The sequence below is a fragment of the Streptomyces sp. BE20 genome (assembly GCF_036322525.1).
Lineage (GTDB): Bacteria > Actinomycetota > Actinomycetes > Streptomycetales > Streptomycetaceae > Kitasatospora.
Window position 1 is genome coordinate 229,704 of sequence record NZ_JAQYWW010001134.1, and the last position, 20,371, is coordinate 250,074.

Here is a 20,371-nt window from a genome sequence, read left to right on the forward strand (position 1 = left end):
GATGGTGTGGCGGACGCGCGGTGTGATGAGGGGGGAAGGACGGGGCCCGGACGAGCGGATGGGCGTCCGGGGACCCCGCCGGCGTCAGTCCTGTCCGGCGCCGGGGCCCAGCAGGGCCCGGACCGTCCGGGACGGGCTCGGCCGACCGAGCCGTCTCGCCATCCAGCCGCTGGTGGCGACCAGGGCGCGGAGGTCGACACCGGTGCGGATGCCGAGTCCGTGCAGCATCCACACCAGGTCCTCGGTGGCCAGGTTCCCGGTGGCGCTCTTGGCGTACGGGCAGCCGCCCAGGCCGCCCGCCGAGGCGTCGACCACCGTGATCCCGGAGCGCAGCGCGGCCAGCGTGTTGCTGAGCGCCTGGCCGTAGGTGTCGTGGAAGTGCACCGCGAGCCGTCCCGCCGGCACCCCTGCCTCGGCGAACCCGTCCAGCAGGGCGGTGACCTGGCCCGGGGTGGCCACGCCGATGGTGTCGCCGAGGCTCAGCTCGGTGCAGCCCATCTCCAGCAGCCGCACCCCGAAACCGATCACCTGGGCGGGCGGGACCGGGCCCTCCCAGGGGTCGCCGAAGCACATCGACAGGTAGCCGCGGACCCGGACCCCGGCGGCCGTGGCGCGCTCCACCACGGGCCGGAACATCTCCATCGCCTCGTCCGCCGACCGGTTGAGGTTGCGTCGGGCGAACGTCTCGGTGGCGCTGGCGAAGACCGCGACGTCCTCGGCGTGGTGGGCCAGCGCACGGTCCAGCCCGCGCTCGTTGGGCACCAGGACCGGCAGGCGCAGCCCGGGGCGCCCGCTCGGCAGACCGGCGAGCCGGGGCATCAGCTCCTCGGCGTCGGCGAGCTGGGGTACCCATTTCGGGTGCACGAAGCTGGTGGCCTCGACGGTCCGCAGGCCGGCGTCGGCGAGCCGGGCGATGAACTCGGCCTTGACCTCGACCGGGACGAGGGCGCTCTCGTTCTGCAGCCCGTCTCGCGGTCCGACCTCGTGGATCCGGACCTCCGCGGGCAGGCCGGGCGCCGGGACCGGGGCCGGCAGGCCCAGGTCGAGCGCGTCGGGCTCGCGCGCGGGGGTGGCGGCGGTCACGGCCGCACCTCGGCTCCGGCGCCCTCGGCGGGGGCAGGTGCGGCCTCGGCGGGGGTGACCACGACCAGCAGTTCCTCCATCGCGACGGTGGCGCCCGCGGTGGCCCGCAGCTCGCTCACCGTCCCGTCGTGCGGGGCGGCGATCACGTGTTCCATCTTCATGGCCTCCAGGACGAGCAGGGGCTGGCCCTTGCGGACGGTCTCGCCGGCCGTGGTCTTCACGACCGTGACGGTGCCGGGCATCGGTGCGGTCAGGGCGCCGTGGTGGGCCGCGCCGGCGGCGGCGTTCCCGCCGACGGCGTCGTGGCCGTGCACCGGCCAGGCGTCGCCGTCGATCCCGAGCCACGTCACCGGACCGGCCGCGGTGCCGGGGGCCCGGTCGGCGGCCAGCGCGAAGGTCGTCCGCAGGCCGTCCACGGTGAGGCGGAGCCGGTCGCCGGCCCGGGTGGCCCGGGCGCGGTGGACCGGCCCGGCGTCGAGCCGGATCTCCACCTCGGGGGCGACGCCGGGCGGATTGTCGGTGGCCTCGGATACGTTGCCCGCAGTGATCGAACGGATGCGCACCGACACCGGGTCCTGGCCGGGGGTACGGAGTCGGTGGGTGGTCCAGGCGGGGGCGCCGCCCAGGCGCCAGCCGGAGGGAAGGGAGAAGGGGTCGGTCCAGCCGTCGTGGTCGGCGGCGGGGGCCAGGTCCAGGTGCCGTGCGAGCGCGGCGGCGTAGTAGAGGAGGTGGGCGGGTGTCGGTGACCCGGGCGGCAGCGCGTCGGGTGCCGCGGCCTCCGGGGCTCCGGAGGCCGCGGCTTCCGGGGCTTCGGTGTCCGGTGCGGGCGCGGCGGCCGGGGAGTAGGGCGAGGCGAGCAGCCCGGGCTGCTGCTGCGCGGTCTGCTCCACCAGGCCGGTGTCGAGCCGTCCGGCGGCGACCTCGGGGTGGGCGAGCAGTCGCCGCAGGAAGCCGGTGTTGGTGGTGACGCCGAGGATCCGGGTGTCGGCCAGCGCGGCGCGGAGGCGTCGCAGCGCGGTCGGCCGGTCGGGTCCGTAGGCGATGACCTTGGCGAGCATGGGGTCGTAGGAGCTGGTGATGACGGTCCCCGGGGCGACCCCGGAGTCCACCCGGATGCCTTCGCCCCGTGGTTCGTCGAGAAGCAGGATGCGTCCGCCGGTGGGCAGGAAGTCCCGTTCCGGGTCCTCGGCGCAGATCCGGGCCTCGATGGCGTGGCCCAGGAAGGAGATGTCGGACTGGGTGAAGGCGAGGTGTTCGTCCGCGGCGATCCGCAGCTGCCACTCGACCAGGTCGAGCCGCCGGCGCCGGTCCGCTCCCGGGTCGGCGACGGCCGGATCGTCGGCGTCCCGACCGTCCGTGTCCGGATCACCCGCGGTCGAACCTGACGCAGACGAACCCCGGGAGCGCGAGCCGCCCACGGAGACGGCCAGCTCGGTGACGGGGTGTTCCACCTGGAGGCGGGTGTTCATCTCCATGAAGAAGAAGTCCCGCACCCCCTCGGTGGGGGTGGGGGAGTCCGGGTCGACGCCGGGGACGATGAACTCCACGGTGCCGGCGCCGGTGTAGCCGCAGGACTCGGCGGCCCGGACGGCGGCGGCGCCCATCGCGGCGCGGGTCTCGGCATTGAGCAGGACGGAGGGAGCCTCTTCGATCAGCTTCTGGTGGCGGCGCTGAAGGCTGCACTCGCGTTCGCCGAGGTGGACGGTGGTGCCGTGGGCGTCGGCGAGCACCTGGACCTCGATGTGGCGCGGCCGGTCGATCCAGCGCTCCAGCAGCAGGGTGTCGTCGCCGAAGGCGGTGCGGGCGACGCGCCGGGCGGCGGCGATCTCGGAGGGCAGGTCGGCCGGGTCGCGGACCAGCCGCATGCCCTTGCCGCCGCCACCGGCGGACGGCTTCAGCAGGACCGGGTAGCCGATCTCGTCGGCGGCCGCGACGAGTGCGTCGTCGCTGGGCGCGGTGGCACGGCTGCCGGGCACCACCGGCACGCCGGCGGCCCGTACGGCCTCCTTGGCGTTGATCTTGTCACCCATCAGCTCGACCGCGGCGGGAGGAGGACCGATGAAGACGAGGCCCGCTTCTGCGCAGGCGCGGGCGAAGGAGGCGTTCTCGGCGAGGAAGCCGTAGCCGGGGTGGACGGCCTGGGCGCCGGTCCGGCGGGCGGCGGCGAGGATCTGGTCGGTCCGCAGGTAGGTTTCGGCGGCCGAGCTGTCGCTGCGGTCGGCAGGGCCGAGCCGGACCGCGACGTCGGCCTCGCGGACGTGCGGGGCGTCCGCGTCGGCGTCGCTGAACACGGCGACCGAGCGCACGCCGAGACGCCGCAGGGTGCGGATCACCCGGACGGCGATCTCACCGCGGTTGGCGACCAGAACTGTGTCGAACATGGGAGGCGTTCCTCCGGGTCGAGGGGGAGCCGTACGTGAGGAGGTGGTCGAGCGGGAGCGGCGGTCGGACCGCGGTGGCGGCGCTGCGGCGCCGTCGGCCGTCGGACGGGGGCGTCCGGCGGGTCTACGGCCCGCGCGTCCGCGCACGGGGCCGCCTGCCGAAGGCCCGCCGGTGGAGGGCCTTCGGCGGACGACCTACATGCGGAAGACGCCGAACGGGCCGGGCGGCGGCAGCGGGGCGTTGGCGCAGGCCGTCAGGGCCAGGCCGAGGACGGTCCGGGTGTCCATCGGGTCGATCACTCCGTCGTCCCAGAGCCGGGCGGTGGCGTAGTAGGCGTTGCCCTGGCGGTCGTACTGCTCGCGGACGGGGCGCTTGAACTCGTCCTCCGCCTCGGCCGGCCACTCCTCGCCGTGCGCCTCCAGCTGGTCACGGCGGACGGTGGCCAGCACCGAAGCGGCCTGCTCGCCGCCCATCACGGAGATCTTGGCGCCCGGCCACATCCACAGGAAGCGGGGTGAGTACGCCCGGCCGCACATCGAGTAGTTGCCGGCTCCGTACGAGCCGCCGATCACCACCGTCAGCTTCGGGACGCGGGTGCAGGCGACGGCGTTGACCATCTTGGCGCCGTGCTTGGCGATGCCGCCCGCCTCGTACTGCCGGCCGACCATGAACCCGGTGATGTTCTGCAGGAAGAGGAGGGGGATGCCCCGCTGGTCGCACAGCTCGATGAAGTGGGCGCCCTTGAGGGCGGACTCGGCGAACAGCACGCCGTTGTTGGCGACGATGCCGACCGGGTGGCCGTGGATCCGGGCGAAGCCGGTCACCAGGGTCGCGCCGTACTCGGCCTTGAACTCGGCGAACCGGCTGCCGTCGACGAGCCGCGCGATCACCTCGCGCACGTCGTAGGGCGTGCGCGGGTCGACCGGCACGGCCCCGTACAGGCCGGCCGGGTCGACGGCCGGCGGTTCGGCCGGGGCGAGCGGCCACGGCCGGGCCGCGCGCGGCCCGAGTCCCGCGACGATGGTGCGGACGATCGAGAGGGCGTGGGCGTCGTCCTCGGCGAGGTGGTCCGTGACGCCGGAGGTCCGGGAGTGCAGGTCGCCGCCGCCCAGCTCCTCGGCGGTCACCACCTCGCCGGTCGCGGCCTTCACCAGCGGCGGCCCGCCGAGGAAGATCGTGCCCTGGTTGCGGACGATGACGGCCTGGTCGCTCATCGCCGGGACGTACGCGCCGCCCGCCGTGCACGAGCCGAGCACGGCGGCGATCTGCGGGATCCCGGCCGCCGAGAGGCGGGCCTGGTTGTAGAAGATCCGGCCGAAGTGGTCGCGGTCCGGGAAGACCTCGTCCTGCATCGGGAGGAAGGCACCGCCGGAGTCGACCAGATAGATGCAGGGGAGCCGGTTCTCCAGCGCGACCTCCTGCGCGCGCAGGTGCTTCTTGACCGTCATCGGGTAGTAGGTGCCGCCCTTGACGGTGGCGTCGTTGGCGACCACGACGACCTCCCGTCCGGCGACCCGGCCGATGCCCGCGATCACTCCGGCGGCCGGTGCGGCGCCGTCGTACATCCCGTCGGCCGCCAGCGGGGCCAGTTCGAGGAAGGGGGAGGCCGGGTCGAGCAAGGTGTCCACACGGTCGCGGGGGAGCAGCTTGCCGCGCGAGGTGTGCCGGGCCCTGGCCTTGGCGCCTCCGCCGAGCGAGGCGGCACCGAGCTTCTCGCGGAGCTCGGCGACCAGCGCCCGGTGGGCGGCGGTGTTGGTCCGGTAGGCCTCCGACCCGGGGTCGGCGGCGGTGTCCAGCCGTGGTGCCGGTGCGGCGCCACCAGGGGCGACGGACCCGAAGGCTGCGCCGGTCGCCGGGGTGCCGGTCGCGGAGCTGCCGTTGACGCCGGCAGGTGCTCCGGCGGTGGAGATGACCATTCCAAGAGCTCCCTTGCCCTCGGTGGCAGGTGGGCCGGCAGAGCCTGGTGAGCCTGCGGCCCCCACACGTTAATGAACGTTAACTTCTGTCGCCCAGGTTAACGACCGATAACCCCACTGTCTACGATGGGCCTCATGTCGAACGCCCCATCCGCCTCAGGGCTCCCGCGCCGCGACCAGATCCGGAAGGAGGCCGCGAGGCTGTTCGCCGCCCGCGGCTTCCTCGGTGTCGGGGTGGACGAGATCGGCAAGGCCGTCGGCATCAGCGGCCCCGGGCTCTACCGGCACTTCGCGGGCAAGGACGCGATGCTCGCCGACCTGCTGATCGGCATCAGCGAGCGACTCCTTGAGGAAGGGCGCCGCCGAGCGGGTGGCAGTGACGGTCCGGCCGCGGCACTGGACGCGCTGATCGGCAGGCACGTGGACTTCGCGCTCGACGACCGCGACCTGATCACCCTGCACGACCGGGAGCTGCTGAACCTCCGGACGGAGGACCGCCGGACGGTCCGCCGGCTCCAGCGCGGCTACGTGGAGCTCTGGGTGGACGTGGTCCGCCAGGCCTACCCGTCGCTCGCGGCCCCGGCGGCGGAGCCGGTCGCCCGCGCGGCCGTGCACGCCGTCTTCGGGCTGATCAACTCGACCCCGCACAGCCTCGGCCCGAACCCCGCCCAGGACGAGCGGGCCGGACTCCAGCGCGACGCGATGGCCGCGCTGCTGCACAGCCTCGCGCACGGCGCCTTCGCGGCCGCCGCCGGAGCGGTCGCCGCGGGCGCCGTCGTGGCCACCGGCGGCCACGAGAGTGCCGATTCCGCCGCCGTCGCGCCCGCGGCGGCGGACGCGCCCGCCGACGCTGCCACGACCACCGCCACCGCCGCCGCCCCCGTCGCCGACACCGTCGTGCCGCAGGACTGAGCTCCGACTCGTGCCGTCGGGGTCGGCCGACAGCCCTAGGACCAATGGCGGTGCGCCCGCTGCGTCGGCGGGAGGTGGGCATTCCGCGCGCGGTCGGCGACCCTGGTAGAGGGCGCGGAGGGCGGGCCGACGCGGGAATCACCGCAGGTTGCGGGCTGTTGGTTCCTCCGCCGGGCCGGGAATCCCGGCTCGCCCCGGCCTGAAATCCATGGCGGCCACCCGACGGAATGGTTAGCATCCCTAAATATGCCTGAGACTCACGGATCTACGGTGGAGCTTTCCCCGAGCGGCACCCGAACCGGCTCCCGGGGCGCGGCCGGCACGACCGGCGGCGCACGGGGCGACACGAGCACGTCGAACGACACCGGGAACGCCGGGCCGAACCCGGCCCCCGGCCCGGACGAAGGACCGGGCGGTCCCGACCGCCCCGCCGGCGCGGAGGACGCCGAGGGCGCCGAGGGGCAGGGTTGGCTCCGACGGCTGCTCGGCTACTGCTGGCGGTCGCGGCGCAGCGTGCTGCTGGCCTTCGGCGCCTCGCTCGTCGGCATGGCCGTCACCGCCCTGGTGCCGCTGGTCACCAAGCTGATCATCGACGACGTCATCACCTCGCACACCCGCTCGCTGGCACCGTGGGCGGGCGTCCTGCTGCTGGCCGCCGCCGTGGTGTTCGGCTGCACACAGGTGCGCCGCTACTACGGCGGGCAGCTGGCCCTGGACGTCCAGCACGACATGCGCAGCGACCTCTTCCGCTCGCTCGGCCGACTGGACGGCCACCGGCAGGACCGGCTGGACACCGGGCAGGTGGTCGGCCGCGCCACCTCCGACCTCCAGCTGATCAACGGGCTGCTCTCGATGCTGCCCATGATGACCGGCTACCTCGTCATGTTCGTCATGTCGTTGGGCGTGATGATCTGGCTCTCGCCTCCGCTCACCCTGATCGCCCTGGTGATGGGCCCGTTGCTCTGGTGGATCTCGGTGCTCAGCCGGAAGCGGCTGTTCCCGTCCACCTGGGCCGCCCAGCAGGAGGCGGCCGCCGTCGCGGGCGTGGTCGACGAGGCGATCGGCGGCGTGCGGGTGGTCAAGGGCTTCGGGCAGGAGGCCCAGGAGCTGGACAAGCTGGAGACGGCCTCGCGCCGCCTCTTCGCGGCCCGGCTGCGCTCGATCCGACTGAACAGCCGCTACAACCCGGCGATGCAGGCGATCCCGGCGCTGGCCCAGGTCGCCGTGCTGGCCTTCGGCGGCTGGCTGGCGGTCGACGGCCGTGTCACGCTCGGCACCTTCGTCGCCTTCTCCACGTACGTGGCGCAGATGACCGGTCCGGTGCGGATGCTGACCATGGTCATCACGGTCGGCCAGCAGGCCAGGGCGGGCGTCGAGCGGGTGCTCCAGCTGGTCGACGAGCGCCCGCTGGTCCGCGAGCGGCCGGACGCGGTCACCCTCGACCTCGCCGCGGAGGCCGCCGCTCCCGGGAGCGCCGTCGCGGGGACGGCCGGCGGCCCGCCCGCCGTCGGCCCCCGCGCCGCCGACGTGGCTCTGGAGTTCGACGGGGTCGAGTTCCGTTACGACCCCGAGCACCCGGCACCCGTCCTGCACGGGCTCAGCCTCAGGCTCGCCCCCGGCGAGACGCTGGCGCTGGTCGGCGCGTCGGGCTCCGGCAAGTCCACGGTGGCGCAGCTGGTGCCGAGGTTCTACGACCCGGCGGCCGGCGCCGTCCGCCTCTACGGCCACGACCTGCGGGACCTGACGCTCGACTCGGTCCGGGCGGCCGTCGGCATCGTGCCCGAGGAGAGCTTCCTCTTCTCCGAGACGGTCCGTACCAACATCGCCTACGGCCGGCCGGACGCCACCGACGAGCAGGTCGTGGCCGCCGCCCGGGCGGCCCAGGCGGACGAGTTCGTCCGACAGCTGCCCGCCGGTTACGAGACCAAGGTCGGCGAGCAGGGGCTCACTCTTTCCGGCGGCCAGCGCCAGCGGATCGCCCTGGCCCGCGCGATCCTCACCGACCCGCGCATCCTGCTGCTGGACGACGCCACCTCGGCGGTCGATCCGCAGATCGAGGCCGAGATCCACGACGCGCTGCGTTCGGTGATGGCGGGCCGGACCACCCTGCTGATCGCCCACCGACGCTCCACCCTCCAGCTGGCCGACCGGATCGCGATCCTGGAGCACGGCCGTCTGCTGGACATCGGGACGCACGAGGAACTCGACGCCCGATGTCCGCAGTACCGAGCCCTGATCTCCGACCCCGAGGCCGGTCGGACCGCGTCCGCGACCGCGACCGCCGCACCGGAGGCTCCCGGAACACCGCAGACCGCCGAGGCCGTCGGCACCGCCGCCGTGGTTGAGCCCGCCGGGGCCCGGACCGGGGCCGGGACGCGAGCCGTACCCGACGCCGAAGCCGTACCCGACGCCGACACCGACGCCGACGGTCGGTCTCGGACCGAGGCCCCCGTGATGCCCACCCCGGCCCTGACCAAGGCGGTCCGCACCGCGGCCCCCGATCTGGTGGCCCGGGTCGCCGCCCTCCCGCCGGCCACCGACACCCCGGCGGTGTCCCAGAGCGAGGCCGAGACCGGCGACCCGGATTTCTCCCTCCGCCGCCTGCTCCGCCCCTTCCGCGCCCCGCTCGCCCTCGCCCTGCTGCTGGTCACCCTGGACGCGGGGGCCGGGCTGGTCCTGCCGATCCTGATCCGCCACGGCATCGACGACGGCGTCAGCAAGGCGATGCTGTCCGGCGTCGCCGTCGCCGCACTCACCGCGCTGGCGATCGTCCTGCTGGACTGGCTGGTCCAGGGCGCCGAGAGCCGGGTCAGCGGCCGGACCGGCGAGCGGGTGCTCTACACCCTGCGGCTCAAGATCTTCGCCCACCTCAACCGGCTCGGCCTGGACTACTACGAGCGCGAGCTCTCCGGCCGGATCATGACCCGGATGACCACCGACCTCGACTCGCTCACCTCGTTCCTCCAGACCGGCGTGGTCACGGCCGTGGTCAGCCTGCTGACGTTCCTCGGCATCTTCGCCGCCCTGCTGGTCATCGACGCCGGGCTGGCCCTGGTGGTCTTCGCGGTGCTGCCGCTGCTGATCGTCGCGACCCTGGTCTTCCGCAGGAAGTCCAAGGCCCAGTACGAGATCTCCCGGGACCTGATCAGCACCGTCAACGCGGATCTCCAGGAGAACGTGGCGGGCATGCGGATCGTCCAGGCGTTCCGTCGGCTGGACACCAACACCGACCGGTTCGTCGCCCGGGGCATGGCCTACCGGGAGGCCCGGGTGCGGGCCCAGTTCTACATCTCGCTGTACTTCCCGTTCGTCCAGTTCCTCTCCAGCGTGGCCGCCGCGCTGGTGCTGATCGTCGGTGCGTCGCGGGTCGAGTCCGGGACGCTGACCGTCGGCGCCCTGGTGGCGTACCTGCTCTACATCGACCTCTTCTTCGCGCCGGTCAACCAGCTCTCCCAGGTGTTCGACGGCTACCAGCAGGCGGCCGTGGGCCTGGGCCGGATCCGCGAGCTGCTGCGCACCCCGACCAGCACCGCGCAGGCGGCCGACCCGGTGCCGGTCCCGGGCGGGCTCCGCGGCGAGATCGAGTTCGACGGCGTCGGCTTCGCCTACAACGGTGGCGCGGACGGCGCCCCGGACGTCCTCTCCGGCGTGAACCTGCGGATCCCCGCCGGCCAGACGGTGGCGCTCGTCGGCGAGACGGGGGCCGGCAAGTCGACCCTGGTCAAGCTGGTCGCCCGGTTCTACGACGCGACGACCGGCACGGTGCGGGTGGACGGCGTCGACCTGACCCGGTACGACCTGGCGCAGTACCGCCACCGGCTCGGCGTGGTGCCGCAGGAGGCGTACCTCTTCGCCGGGACGGTGCGCGAGGCGATCGCGTACGGCCGGCCCACGGCCTCGGCGTCCGAGGTCGAGGCGGCGGCCCGGGCCGTCGGCGCGCACGAGATGATCCTCCGGCTGACGGGCGGCTACGACCACGAGGTCACCGGGCGCGGACGAAACCTTTCGGCGGGGCAGCGCCAGCTGATCGCGCTGGCCCGGGCGGAACTGGTCGGCCCGGACATCCTGCTGCTGGACGAGGCCACCGCGGCCCTCGACCTGGCCACCGAGGCCGCGGTGAACCACGCCGCGGACCGGCTCAGCGGCGGCCGTACCGCGCTCGTCATCGCGCACCGCCTGACCACCGCCGAGCGCGCCGACCGGGTCGTCGTGCTGGACCACGGCCGGGTGGTCGAGGACGGTACGCACGCCGAACTGCTCGCCCTCGGCGGCGTGTACACCCGGCTCTGGCAGGCGTTCGTCGCCGACAGGCACCACGGGCAGGACCTTCACGACGGCCTTCGAGACGGCCTTCAGGAGGGCCGTCCGGCGCCGGTGCCCGGTACGGCCGTCGGCTAGCCGTCCGGTCCGGACGGGCGGCAGGGCCATCGCCCGGACCGGGGCCCTGCCGCCCGGTCCGGGCGGGGCCGCGTCCGGGCGGCGTCCGCGCCGTCCTCAGGCCGCGAGCAGCGCGACCAGCAGCCCGGACGCGTCGACCCCCCGGGGCAGGTCGCTCACCTGCCCGTCACCGACCTCGACCACGCGCCAGCCGGAACCGTCGGCCCGGTGGGCGAGGTCGGTGGTGACGAAACGGCAGCCGAGGGCCCGCACCAGGGGCCGGACCACGTCGAGGTCAGGGTCGGCCGCGCAGCCGGGCGTGTCGGGGTGCGGCCCGACCAGGACGGGCTCTCCGTCCAGCCACCACACCCGGGCCTCCACCGCGCGGCCCCTGCCGCCCTCGCCACGCGGGCCGTCCGCATCCGTGTCCCCGACGGCACCCGCGCCCCCGACCGGATCCGCGCCGTCGCCGCCCCCGCCCGACGGTCCGTCATCCCGGTCGTCCGGTCGGTCCGTCGAGGCCCGGGCGAACTCCTCGTACCGCCGCAGCACCACACCCCCGGCCAGGAACTCGCCCTGCAGCTCCACGAACCGGTCCACCACCCGGGCCACCCCCGGAAGGTCCGCCAACTCGGGGACGTAGCAGGCTTCGTGCCACTCGTGCTTGCGTGACTTCACGTAGTCCTTGACGATCGCCGGACCGCGCCCGCCGAGCCGTGTGACGGCCGCCGCCAACTGCTCGGGCCCCGGCGGCACCGACGCCGAGGCAGGCAGCCAGACGCTGGTCGGCGTCGCTCCCTCGAACACGCGGTACCAGCCCGGAAGTTCGTGCGCCGAGGCGTACCCGGGCGGGCTGGTCAGCAGATGGGCGCCGCGCTCGGCCAGGGCGGTGGCGAAGGTGGCGTAGCGATCGGCGGGCAGCATCCACCCCCGGTACCAGAACGGGCCGAGGCCTCCGGGCACCCGGCCCACCGCCGCCCGGGCGTCACCGGCGAGCAGGGCGTCGTGGTCGACGAGATGGTGCTCGCCGCCCAGCCCGCGCAGCAGCCGCGCCTCCCAGGCGAAGTGCGGATCGGGGCGGCGCGGGTCGAGCGGGTCGGCCGGGAGGAGGAACGCGGGTGCGGGCATGGGCGCCAGGCTACGTGCGCCGACTGTTCGTCGGCCCGTCAACACCCCACCGCCGCCCGGTCGACGGGCCGAACGGGCTCGTCCCGGACGGGCTCGGCATCGGGCCGGCACCGGACAATCCGCTCGACGGCCGACCGGGCCCGCTGCGAGAGTGACCCGATGCGAAACCTGTGGCGAAACGTGAGAAGGACCCCGCGACGCGCGGCCCGTACGGTGGTCCTGGACGAGCAGGGTTCGGTCTTCCTCCTCCGCTCGGACAACAGCGAGGTCGGCGTGCACTGGACCATGCCGGGCGGCGGCATCGAGCCCGGTGAGACGCCGCACACGGGCGCGCGGCGCGAGCTGTGGGAGGAGACCGGCTGGACCGACCTCGAACCCGGCCCGCTGCTCTGCACCTGGGAGCACGACTTCACCTGGCACGGCACTCCCGTCCGCCAGCACGAGCACATCTACCTCACGAGCGGCCCGCACCGGGGCCCCGTCGGTGACGTCAGCGCGATGCACGCCGCCGACATGATCCTCGACTGGCGCTGGTGGACCCCGGCCGATCTCGCCGACGAGAACGCCGACGCGCTCTGGCCGCCGCGGCTTCCCGAGCTGCTGTCGGCCGTGCGGGAGGGCTGGCTCGCCGACCGGCGGGAACCGGAGCCGGTCGACCTCGGCTACGTCCCGAACGCCGGGTCGGTCGTCAGCTGAGCCTGCGGGGGGCTCCGGTCAGGGCTGTCGACGCCCGCCGCGTCGGCCCTGCCGCCCGGTCGGACCGGCCTGCCAGTCCCGGAGTTCCAGCTCCCGGTCGTGGAGGGCGCCGGGGTTGATCACGACGGAGAGCGGCGTGTCGGCCAGCTGCTCGTAGGCGAGCCCGGTGGCCGCCAGCAGGTGCTCGGTCGGTACCGAGACGGCGATGGCGGGCCGCCACGCGGGCAGGATCACCAGGCAGGTCCCGCGACCGAGACGGACCAGTTCCGCCGAGGCCCGGAGGGTCGGCCGTTCCTCGGGGCGGCCGGCGGTCTCCGGCAGGTTCGGGGTGCCGCCGATCAGGATGCCCAGCGGCGTTTCGGCGGCGGGCGCCGGTGGAGCGGACTCACCGGTGGGCCCGGCTCCGGCCCTGGCGTCGCCGGAGGCGGTCGGGAGGTCCGTCGCCTGCCGCGTTCGCGCGCGGTTCGCCCGCGCCGGGCCCGCACCGGCCGGCTGCGGGTGCATCCGACGCAGCCGGCGGGAGGGCGAAGGGCGCCGGGTGGCGGCGGTCCGCAGCTCCTCCTGGGCCGCGCGCAGCACGGGGACGGTCCGGTCCTCGACCGTCGGCGGCTGCTGGAGTCGGACGAACACCACGCCGCCCGTCCCGACGGGCTGCGCCCCGGTCCGGTCCGTCCCGGAGGCGCCCGTCCCGACGGCTTCCGTGGTGACGGCTTCCGTCCCGGTCGCGTCCGTCCCGGCCGGGTGGGGAATGTCCGGGTGGCCCGCGCCGGTGCGGTCGTGGCCGTACTCCTCGGCCGGCGGCGTGCGGTCCGCCTCCGCCGGTCGGCGGTGGGTGACGGAGGGGCCGGCCGGCGCGGGCACCTGCCCCTGCGCGGCCTGCGGACCCTCGCCCGGTCCGGTCCGGACCCGGGCCACCGGCGCCCCCTCACCTGCGGGGCCGCCCCGGCCGGAGCCGCCGGCGCCGGACCCGTCGTCGTCGGCCGCCCCGCCGCGCGGCCGCGGCACCGAGCCGTCCCGGGCGGCTCCGGCCCCGGTGCCACCGACCGGTGCACAGTCCGTTCCCGCTGCCGCGATCGAGCAGCGCGTGGCACCGCCCTCCACGGTGGGTCGCGGCGATGCCGGTGCTGCGGTCAGGGGCCGCTCGCCGGCCGTACGCGCTGGCGCGTCGGTCGGGGAGCGGTCGGCGGTGGTCTGGTCGAGCGTGGTCATCGGCACGGGCCCTTCGGGGTACGGTCCGGATGATCCTCCCGCACCCTGCGACCAGCTCCAAGCGCCTTTCCGTCCGCTGTGGGCGAGGACGCCGTCCCGGCCCGCCCGCACGGCGCCATGACGGCACGTCAGGCGTCGGTCGGACGGGCCGGGACGGCAGGAGCCGGCTCCGGGCGTCGGCCGCCGGAGGCGGGGTCCGGGGCTCAGGCCCCGGGTGCGACGAAGCCCTTCAGCTCGGTCAGGACGACGTTGGCCGCGGCCACACCGAGGCCGAGGAACCAGGTCTCGTCGGAGACCGGCCGGGCCTGGCCGGACTTGACCGCACCGAGGGTCTTCCAGAGCGCGCCGCCGAGAACCGCGTCCTGGTTGGTGGAGCTGGGCGAGCCGTAGACGCCGTAGAAGATCCAGTCGGCGTCGGCCTTGTCGATCTGCTCGGGGCTGATCTCCACCGCGAGTTCCTTGACCTGCTCGATCCCGGGCTGCGGCAGCCCGATGTCACCGAGGATGGTGCCGATGAAGGACAGCTCCGCGTACAGCCGGATCTTGCCGGGCATGAAGCGCATCGGCGTGATCGTGGGCCGCTTGTCGCCGAGACCGGAGCCGATCGCGGCGGCGGCGGCCTGGTAGGCGTCCAGCTGGGCCCTGGCCTCCGCCTCCAGGCCGAACGGGCTCGCGTTGAGCAGGAAGTTCTGCTTCCAGGGGTAGCCGGGACGCAGCGAGAAGACGGTCGGGGCGATCTTCGAGAGCTGTGCGTACTGGTCCTGGGCGCGCAGCTGGCTGCCGAGGATCAGGTCGGGCTTGAGCTCGGCGATGGCCTCCAGGTTGAGGCTGTTGATGGTGCCCACGGCGGCGGGGCTGCCGGCCTTGGCCTTGAGGTAGGACGGCATGGTCTTGGAACCGTCGGTGTGGACCACGCCGACCGGCTGGATGCCGAGCGAGACGACGTTGTCGAGCTCGCCGGTGTCCAGTACGACGACCCGGACGGGCTTGGCGGGGACGACCGTCTCGCCCATCGCGTGGCGGACGGTCCGCGGGTAGACGCCGGGCGCGGCGTCGGTGCCGAAGCTCTTCATCTTCTCGATCACGGTGGCGTAGTCGTCGCCGCCCTGCTTGACCGACTTCTGGTCCGGGGAGGAGCCGCCGGACGGCTTCGCGCCGCCCCCTGCCGCGCCGCCGCCCGAGCCGTCTCCGGAGCCCCCGGAGCTGCCGCAGGCGGTGAGCAGCCCGCCGAGGCCGAGCACGGCGCTGCCGGTGAGGCTCACGGTGAGCAGCTTCCGGCGGGAGGGGCGGGGGACGACGGTCTGGTTGCCGGAGGTGGGGGCCACGCGGCGCTCCTTCGAGGTCGGGGGATTAGGTGAGGCAAACCTATCCGAAGGCCCCGATTCCTCCCGCTCGAACCCCTTTCGGGCGGCGGCAGAACATCTCAAACCGTGACATAAGCGGCAAATCAATTCGATAACAACCCTTAGAAATAAAGGTACACGCCCCTGCGTCCCATGTATCGGGCGGCATCGGATGTCGCGCCCTGGTGAATCGAAGGGAGTGGCTCAGATCACCAGGGGTTGGCCTACTCAACCTTCGGTACCCCCACCTAGGGTGCGCTGGTGGTCGATCAGCAGCTCTCAGAGCACGGAAGCAGCGGACGGGCAACGGCGCCCACCGCTCCGCAGGGTGCCCCGGTCAGTGGCGCCAGTGGTGGAGCCCCCGACCCGGGGGCGGCGGGGGCAACGGGGGACAAGGGCCTACGGGGCAACTCGGTCGGCCTGCTGGGCAGCGTGGTCCTGGGCATCTCGACGGTCGCCCCGGTCTACTGCCTCACGGCGACGCTCGGTCCCACCGTGACCGCCGTCGGCGTCCAGATGCCCGCGGTGTTCCTGGCCGGCTTCCTGCCGATGCTGCTCGTCGCGTTCGCGTACAAGGAGCTGAACAAGGACTTCCCGGACTGCGGAACGTCCTTCACCTGGACGGTCAAGGCCTTCGGCCCGCGGGTCGGCTGGATGGCCGGCTGGGGCCTGACGGTGGCCACCATCATCGTGCTCTCCAACCTGGCCGGCGTGGCGACCGACTTCCTCTACCTGATGCTCGGCGAGATGACCGGCAACAGCGCGGTCGCGGAGCTGAACGACAACAAGGCCGTCCACCTGCTCACGGTGGTCGTCCTGATCGCCGCCGCCACCGCGATGAGCTACCGGGGCATGACCGCCACCAAGTGGTTCCAGTACAGCCTGGTCGGCCTCCAGCTCGCGGTGCTGCTCCTCTTCGCCGGCATCGCCGTCGCCAAGGCCGCGGCCGGTGACCTGCCGGACTCGATCGGCTTCTCCGCCTCCTGGCTCAACCCGCTGGAAGTGAGCTCGTTCAGCGCGTTCACCGCGGGCCTCTCGCTGTCGATCTTCATGTACTGGGGCTGGGACACCTGCCTCACCATGAACGAGGAGACCAGCGGCAGCGCCAAGACCCCGGGCCGGGCCGCGATGATCTCGATGGTGACCCTGGTCGGCTCGTACCTGCTGGTCGCGATCGCCTCCCAGATGTTCGCCGGCGTCGGCGCCGCCGGTACCGGTCTGGGCAACCCGGACACCGCCGACAACGTCTTCGCCGCCCTGGCCCGCCCGGTGCTCGGCTCGCCGTGGAGCATCCTGCTGTTCCTCGCCGTCGTCGCCAGTGCGGCCGCGAGCCTGCAGACCACGTTCATCCCGGTCGCCCGCACCCTGCTCGCCATGAGCGCCTACCGGGCCGTCCCGCCGCGCTTCGGCACCGTCCACCCGCGCTTCCGCACCCCCGGCTACGCCACGGTCGCCGCCGGCGTCGCCACCGCCGCCTTCTACGTCGGCATGAGCGTGATCAGCGAGAACGTCGTCCAGGACACCATCCTGGCCCTCGGCCTGATGATCTGCTTCTACTACGCGCTGACCGCCTTCGCCTGCGTCCGGTACTTCCGCCGCTCGCTCCGCAACGGTCCGCGCGACCTCCTGGTCAAGGGGGTCGCCCCGCTGCTCGGCGGCGTGCTGCTCGCCGCCGTCTTCCTGCAGACCCTCACCGACGCCTGGGACCCGGAGTACGGCAGCGGCGCCGTGTTCGGCATCGGCTCGGTGTTCGTCATCGGCGTCGGCATCCTGCTGCTCGGCGCGGTGCTGATGTTCTCGTACGGCGCGTACCGGCCGGAGTTCTTCCGCGGCGAGACGCTGCGCAAGGACACGCCCGCCCTCGTCGTGGAGGACTGACGCTATCCTCGAACGCATGAAGCGCTTCGCAGGTCTCGACTGGTGGCCGTCCTAGGACGGCCACCAGCCACGCCTGACCAGGGCCGTCCGGGATGGACGGCCCTGTCGCGTTTCCCCGACGGGACGGGCCCGGAGCCCCGGACGGCCGCATCACGCCGTACCGAGGAGAACCCCGTGACCACCGCCGTTTCCACCACCGTCTCCGCCGCCCCAGCTCCCGCCCTCGACGGGAGCGCCGCCGCCGACCCGGGCGCCCACCGCGTCCTGACCGGTGACCGCCCCACCGGCCCGCTCCACCTCGGCCACTACTTCGGCACCCTGCGCAACCGGGTCCGCCTCCAGGCCCGGGGCGCCGAGATGTTCGTCGTCATCGCCGACTACCAGGTCATCACCGACCGGGACACCGCCGACCGGCTCGCCGAGCACACCGAGAACCTCGTCCTCGACTACCTCGCCACCGGCCTCGACCCCGAGCGCGCCACGATCTTCGCGCACAGCGCGGTCCCCGCCCTCAACCAGCTGCTGCTGCCGTTCCTCAGCCTGGTCAGCGTCGCCGAGCTGAGCCGCAACCCCACGGTCAAGGACGAGATCGCCCATTCCGACCAGTCCGCTGTCAACGGCCTCATGTTCACCTACCCCGTCCACCAGGCCGCCGACATCCTCTTCTGCAAGGCCGACCTCGTCCCCGTCGGACAGGACCAGCTGCCTCACCTGGAGGTCGCCCGCACCGTCGCCCGCCGCTTCAACGAGCGCTACCCGCACGCCGACGGCAGCGCCGTCTTCCCCACGCCCCGCCCCCTTCTCTCCGACACCCCGCTGCTGCTCGGCACCGACGGCGGCAAGATGAGCAAGAGCCGCGGCAACGCCGTCCCGCTCTCCGCCGACGAGGACACCACCGCCCGCCTGATCAAGGGAGCCCGGACCGACGCCGACCGCCGGATCACCTACGACCCGGTCACCCGCCCCGGGGTCTCGGGCCTCGTCCTGCTCGCCGCCCTCTGCCGGGACCGGGCGCCGGAGGAGATCGCCGAGGAGATCGGCGACGGCGGCGCCGCCGCGCTCAAGCGCACCGTGACCGAGGCCGTCAACGAACACCTCCGCCCGATCCGCGCCCGCCGCGCCGCGCTCGCCGCCGACCGCGGCCACCTCCGGCAGGTCCTGCGTGACGGCGCCGAGCGCGCCAATGCCGTCGCCGACGCCACCCTCGACGAGGTCAGGACCGTGATGGGGTCGGTGTGAAGGTGTGAGGGCATAACCTCTCGGGGCGGCCCCGCCGGGGCCGCCCCGAGAGCACGACACCCTCCCCGCCCCCACCCCGGAAGGAGCCAGGCCATGGACCAGTTCCCGACCACGCCGGGCCGAGGCCTGACCCGTCCGCCGCAGCTCCGCCCCGGGGACCACGTCGTGGTGGTCGCCCCCAGCGGCCCCGTCGATCCGCAGCGGCTCACCGCCGGCAGCGCACTCCTGCGGTCCTGGGGGCTGCGGGTCACCGTCGCGCCGCACGTCCTCGACACCCACCCCGTCCTCGGTCACCTCGCCGGCACCGACGCCGACCGCGCCGCCGACCTGCAGAACGCCTGGCTCGACCCCACCGTCGACGCCGTCATCTGCGCCCGAGGCGGCTACGGGGTCCACCGCATGGTCGACCTGCTGGACTGGGAGGCCATGCGGGCCGTCCGGCCCAAGGTGCTGATCGGCTTCAGCGACGTCACCTCCCTGCACGAGGCCTTCGCCCGGCGCCTCGGCCTCGCCACCCTCTACGGGCCGATGAGCGCCACGGCCTCCTTCATCACCGACGGCCCGACCGCCGAGCACCTGCGCCGCACCCTCTTCGACCCCGCGGCCACCACGGTCGTCACCGCCCCCGGCGCCGGTCCGCTCGTTCCGGGCCGCGCCCGCGGCATCACCGCGGGCGGCTGCACCCACGTGCTCGCCGCCGAGCGCGGCACGCCCGCCGCCCGCCCCTCGTTCGCCGGGAACATCCTGATCCTGGAGGACGTCAACGAGCACCCCTACCAGCTGGACCGGATCCTCACCCAGTTCCTGCGCTCGGGTGCCTTCGAGGGCGTCGCCGGAATCGCCCTCGGCTCCTGGGAGGGCTGCGGACCGCTCGACCGCATCCGCGACGTCATGCTCGACCGGCTCGGCCCGCTGGGCGTACCGGTCCTCTGGGAGCTGGGCTTCGGCCACTGCCCGTCGACCCTGACGGTCCCCCTCGGCGTGCCCGCGCTGCTCGACGCCGATACCGGCACGCTCACCCTGGAACTGCCCGCCCTCGCCGAACGGCCGCCCCTCGACCGCTGACGCCGAGGAAGGCGGAGAATGCGCCACGGACGGGTGAGTAGGGTGCGCCCATGAACGCGGACAGCCCCACAGCGGACAGCCTCACCGCTCTCGCCCTCGGCCTCCTGCACGGTCCGGGCAGTCACCCGCGCGCCATCCTCGGACTGTCCGGCCCGCCCGGTGCCGGCAAGTCCACCCTGGCCCGGCACCTGGTCGCCGAGGTCGAACGCCGTGAGGGTCCGGGCAGCGCGGCCTACCTCCCGCTCGACGGCTTCCACCTCTCCGGCGCCCAGCTCGACCGCCTGGGCCTGGGCCACCGCAAGGGTGCGCCGGCCACCTTCGACGCCCACGGGTACGTCGCCCTGCTGCGCCGGGTCACCACCGAGCGCTTCCAGGACATCTACGTCCCCGACTTCGACCGCGGCCTGGACGAGCCGGTGGCGGCCCGCCACGTCGTCCGACCGCACACCCGCCTGGTCGTCACCGAGGGGAACTACCTCGCCGCCGGAGACCACCCCTGGCCGGAGGCCCGCGGGCTGCTCCACGAACTCTGGTACGTGGACACCGACGACGCCGAGCGCGAGCGGCGTCTCCTCGACCGCCACCGCGACGCCGGCCGCGACGAGGCCGCCGCCCGCCACTGGGTCACCACCAACGACCACCCCAACGGCGAGTACGTGAAGACCGGGCGTCCGCTCTGCACACGCGTCGTCCGTGGGACGGGTTTGCCTTCGGAGCAGATCGGGCGTAGTGTTCTCTAGTCGCTCGGCAGGGAGAACCGGACACGCATCAGCGCGGACGGTCCCGGAGTGGCCAATCCTCTGAAACACCACCTCTTCCTGATTCGGGCCGAGGCGTGTCGTCTTTGTTTCGATGCGTTCCGGCCAGGGTTTATTAGGCGTGCCCATTTCCGGGGATTGCGGCCGGATTCGCTTTTCGGAGCGGGGTTCGGCTAGAGTTTGAAACGTCGGACGGGGCGTCAAGCCGCAGAAGACACCAGCGAGTTGGACGAACGAAGCGCCGGAAACGGAGCGGAAAACGTCTGGTAAGCTGGAAACACGAAAGAACGAAGCGCCCGGAGGGCCGGTGTGAAAGCCGCCTGAAGGAAGTGTCCGTTCCTTGAGAACTCAACAGCGTGCCAAAAGTCAACGCCAGATATGTTGA

At 73.7% G+C, this 20,371-nt stretch carries 13 protein-coding genes; 7 read left to right on the forward strand and 6 right to left on the reverse strand.

Annotated elements, in window-relative coordinates:
- Window positions 1–84: 84 nt before the first annotated feature.
- The 3 genes from PUR61_RS35935 to PUR61_RS35945 all read right to left on the reverse strand — a co-directional run bounded on the left by PUR61_RS35935 (window position 85) and on the right by PUR61_RS35945 (window position 5,381).
- Window positions 85–1,083 (reverse strand): hydroxymethylglutaryl-CoA lyase, encoded by a 999-nt coding sequence (locus PUR61_RS35935; protein ID WP_329883727.1) that lies wholly within the window; start codon window positions 1,081–1,083, stop codon window positions 85–87.
- Window positions 1,080–3,464 (reverse strand): acetyl/propionyl/methylcrotonyl-CoA carboxylase subunit alpha, encoded by a 2,385-nt coding sequence (locus tag PUR61_RS35940; RefSeq protein WP_329883729.1) that lies wholly within the window; start codon window positions 3,462–3,464, stop codon window positions 1,080–1,082. Before PUR61_RS35940 ends, PUR61_RS35935 begins: the two co-directional genes overlap by 4 nt.
- A gap of 195 nt (window positions 3,465–3,659) precedes the next feature.
- A complete protein-coding gene (locus tag PUR61_RS35945) occupies window positions 3,660–5,381 on the reverse strand; it encodes a carboxyl transferase domain-containing protein (protein WP_329883730.1) in 1,722 nt (573 codons plus the stop codon).
- Between the two features lie 135 nt (window positions 5,382–5,516).
- Here PUR61_RS35945 and PUR61_RS35950 point away from each other — a divergent pair, with 135 nt between their 5' ends.
- Both PUR61_RS35950 and PUR61_RS35955 read left to right on the forward strand, forming a co-directional pair.
- The gene (locus PUR61_RS35950; RefSeq protein ID WP_443035295.1) at window positions 5,517–6,293 is read left to right on the forward strand and encodes an SACE_7040 family transcriptional regulator; all 777 of its coding nucleotides are present in this window, start codon (window positions 5,517–5,519) and stop codon (window positions 6,291–6,293) included.
- Between the two features lie 246 nt (window positions 6,294–6,539).
- Window positions 6,540–10,691 carry an ABC transporter ATP-binding protein gene (locus tag PUR61_RS35955; protein ID WP_329883733.1) on the forward strand — a complete coding sequence of 1,384 codons (4,152 nt, stop codon included), beginning with the start codon at window positions 6,540–6,542 and terminating at the stop codon, window positions 10,689–10,691.
- A 96-nt stretch (window positions 10,692–10,787) separates the two neighbouring features.
- On the opposite strand, the gene PUR61_RS35960 is transcribed toward PUR61_RS35955, so the two are convergent.
- Window positions 10,788–11,798 (reverse strand): ATP-grasp domain-containing protein, encoded by a 1,011-nt coding sequence (locus PUR61_RS35960; protein WP_329883734.1) that lies wholly within the window; start codon window positions 11,796–11,798, stop codon window positions 10,788–10,790.
- 159 nt (window positions 11,799–11,957) lie between these two features.
- Here PUR61_RS35960 and PUR61_RS35965 point away from each other — a divergent pair, with 159 nt between their 5' ends.
- Window positions 11,958–12,494, forward strand: coding sequence for an NUDIX hydrolase (locus PUR61_RS35965; protein ID WP_329883735.1), 537 nt, complete (start codon window positions 11,958–11,960; stop codon window positions 12,492–12,494).
- 18 nt (window positions 12,495–12,512) lie between these two features.
- Here the strand turns inward: PUR61_RS35965 and PUR61_RS35970 are convergent, their stop codons facing one another.
- The gene (locus PUR61_RS35970) at window positions 12,513–13,703 is read right to left on the reverse strand and encodes a hypothetical protein (RefSeq protein WP_329883736.1); all 1,191 of its coding nucleotides are present in this window, start codon (window positions 13,701–13,703) and stop codon (window positions 12,513–12,515) included.
- Window positions 13,704–13,906: 203 nt separating this feature from the next.
- Entirely contained in the window at window positions 13,907–14,965 is a 1,059-nt protein-coding gene (locus PUR61_RS35975) for an ABC transporter substrate-binding protein (RefSeq protein WP_443035299.1), read from the reverse strand.
- 342 nt (window positions 14,966–15,307) lie between these two features.
- Between PUR61_RS35975 and PUR61_RS35980 the strand changes: the two genes are divergently transcribed.
- The 4 genes from PUR61_RS35980 to PUR61_RS35995 all read left to right on the forward strand — a co-directional run bounded on the left by PUR61_RS35980 (window position 15,308) and on the right by PUR61_RS35995 (window position 19,968).
- Window positions 15,308–16,924, forward strand: coding sequence for an APC family permease (locus PUR61_RS35980; protein ID WP_443034584.1), 1,617 nt, complete (start codon window positions 15,308–15,310; stop codon window positions 16,922–16,924).
- Window positions 16,925–17,098: 174 nt separating this feature from the next.
- Window positions 17,099–18,163 carry a tryptophan--tRNA ligase gene (gene trpS, locus PUR61_RS35985; RefSeq protein WP_329883738.1) on the forward strand — a complete coding sequence of 355 codons (1,065 nt, stop codon included), beginning with the start codon at window positions 17,099–17,101 and terminating at the stop codon, window positions 18,161–18,163.
- 93 nt (window positions 18,164–18,256) lie between these two features.
- Window positions 18,257–19,228, forward strand: a complete 972-nt coding sequence (locus PUR61_RS35990) for a S66 peptidase family protein (RefSeq protein WP_329883739.1) — start codon at window positions 18,257–18,259, stop codon at window positions 19,226–19,228.
- Window positions 19,229–19,278: 50 nt separating this feature from the next.
- Window positions 19,279–19,968 carry a nucleoside/nucleotide kinase family protein gene (locus PUR61_RS35995; protein ID WP_329883741.1) on the forward strand — a complete coding sequence of 230 codons (690 nt, stop codon included), beginning with the start codon at window positions 19,279–19,281 and terminating at the stop codon, window positions 19,966–19,968.
- The last annotated feature ends 403 nt before the right edge of the window (window positions 19,969–20,371 follow it).

Excerpts from the sequence above, each read along its gene's own strand:
- PUR61_RS35990 (WP_329883739.1), top strand. The coding sequence starts at position 18,257 with ATGGACCAGTTCCCGACCACGCCGGGCCGAGGCCTGACCCGTCCGCCG.
- PUR61_RS35965 (WP_329883735.1), top strand. The coding sequence starts at position 11,958 with ATGCGAAACCTGTGGCGAAACGTGAGAAGGACCCCGCGACGCGCGGCC.
- PUR61_RS35955 (WP_329883733.1), top strand. The coding sequence starts at position 6,540 with ATGCCTGAGACTCACGGATCTACGGTGGAGCTTTCCCCGAGCGGCACC.
- PUR61_RS35950 (WP_443035295.1), top strand. The coding sequence starts at position 5,517 with ATGTCGAACGCCCCATCCGCCTCAGGGCTCCCGCGCCGCGACCAGATC.
- PUR61_RS35970 (WP_329883736.1), bottom strand. The coding sequence starts at position 13,703 with ATGACCACGCTCGACCAGACCACCGCCGACCGCTCCCCGACCGACGCG.
- PUR61_RS35945 (WP_329883730.1), bottom strand. The coding sequence starts at position 5,381 with ATGGTCATCTCCACCGCCGGAGCACCTGCCGGCGTCAACGGCAGCTCC.
- PUR61_RS35940 (WP_329883729.1), bottom strand. The coding sequence starts at position 3,464 with ATGTTCGACACAGTTCTGGTCGCCAACCGCGGTGAGATCGCCGTCCGG.
- PUR61_RS35995 (WP_329883741.1), top strand. The coding sequence starts at position 19,279 with ATGAACGCGGACAGCCCCACAGCGGACAGCCTCACCGCTCTCGCCCTC.
- PUR61_RS35960 (WP_329883734.1), bottom strand. The coding sequence starts at position 11,798 with ATGCCCGCACCCGCGTTCCTCCTCCCGGCCGACCCGCTCGACCCGCGC.